The following is a 792-nucleotide window of genomic DNA, read 5'->3' as shown; positions in this document are numbered from 1 at the left end:
GGTCATGTACTGATTATGTAGAAATGCAGTACCTTGGGTCATGGTACTAGAACCCGTTTTATGCCCGGTGTGCCAGCAGCCGGAAGCGGTGTATCGCCACGGCAAGGCGACAGACGGCACGCAACGCTACCGCTGTACGGCCTGCCGCCGCACCTTTCAGTTGCGCTACCGGCACAAGATCCACGAGGCTGGCGTGCGCGCCCGCATCACTGCCCTGGCCCTGAATGGCAGCGGCATCCGCGACACGGCCCGCGTGCTCGGCATCAGCACGCAAGCGGTGATGGCGGAATTGAAAAAAAAATCGACGCGGTGAGCCACCACCCGCCCGTGCGGCCGGACTACGTGGCAGACCCGACCACGGCGCTAGCGCTATGCGCCGATGAGATGTGGTCGTTTGTGGGCTGTAAAAAGCAGCCGCGTTGGCTCTGGTGGGTGGAAGAAGCCTCCACGGGCCGTGTGGTGGCTTTCGTCTTTGGCCGACGCACCCACGCCACGTTCCGGCGCTTGCGCCAGCTACTAGGTCGGCTGGGACAGCCCCTGGTGCGGTGGTTCACCGACGCCTGGTGGGCGTACGTGGACGAGTTGGATCCGGCCACGCGGACCGAAGGCAAAGCGGCGCTCCAACGACTCGAGCGCAAGCATCTGACCCTGCGCACCCGCCTCAAGCGCTTGGCCCGCAAAACCATCTGCTTTTCCAAGAAGCAGTTCTTCCACGACGGCCTCATTACCTTGTTTATTTTTCACTTCTTCTTTTAGCCCTCTATAGCCTTTCTATACACTCATTACACGACC

At 61.1% G+C, this 792-nt stretch carries 2 protein-coding genes; both read left to right on the top strand.

Annotation, left to right across the window (positions count from 1 at the left end; translation table 11 throughout):
• Positions 1 to 40 precede the first annotated feature (40 nt).
• Positions 41 to 313: an IS1/IS1595 family N-terminal zinc-binding domain-containing protein gene (locus ACYSMN_RS25505; RefSeq protein ID WP_488926755.1), complete on the top strand. Its 273-nt coding sequence runs from the start codon at positions 41 to 43 to the stop codon at positions 311 to 313.
• Complete coding sequence (locus ACYSMN_RS25500; RefSeq protein WP_488926754.1) at positions 310 to 756, top strand: IS1 family transposase; 447 nt, start codon at positions 310 to 312, stop codon at positions 754 to 756. Before ACYSMN_RS25505 ends, ACYSMN_RS25500 begins: the two co-directional genes overlap by 4 nt.
• The last annotated feature ends 36 nt before the right edge of the window (positions 757 to 792 follow it).

This window comes from Hymenobacter sp. M1-2, from assembly GCF_057808495.1.
Note: the sequence above shows the minus strand (reverse complement) of the source record. Positions and strands in the feature narration are given on the sequence as shown.

Coding starts and splice junctions, on each gene's coding strand:
- ACYSMN_RS25505 (WP_488926755.1), top strand. CDS start 41: ATGGTACTAGAACCCGTTTTATGCCCGGTGTGCCAGCAGCCGGAAGCG.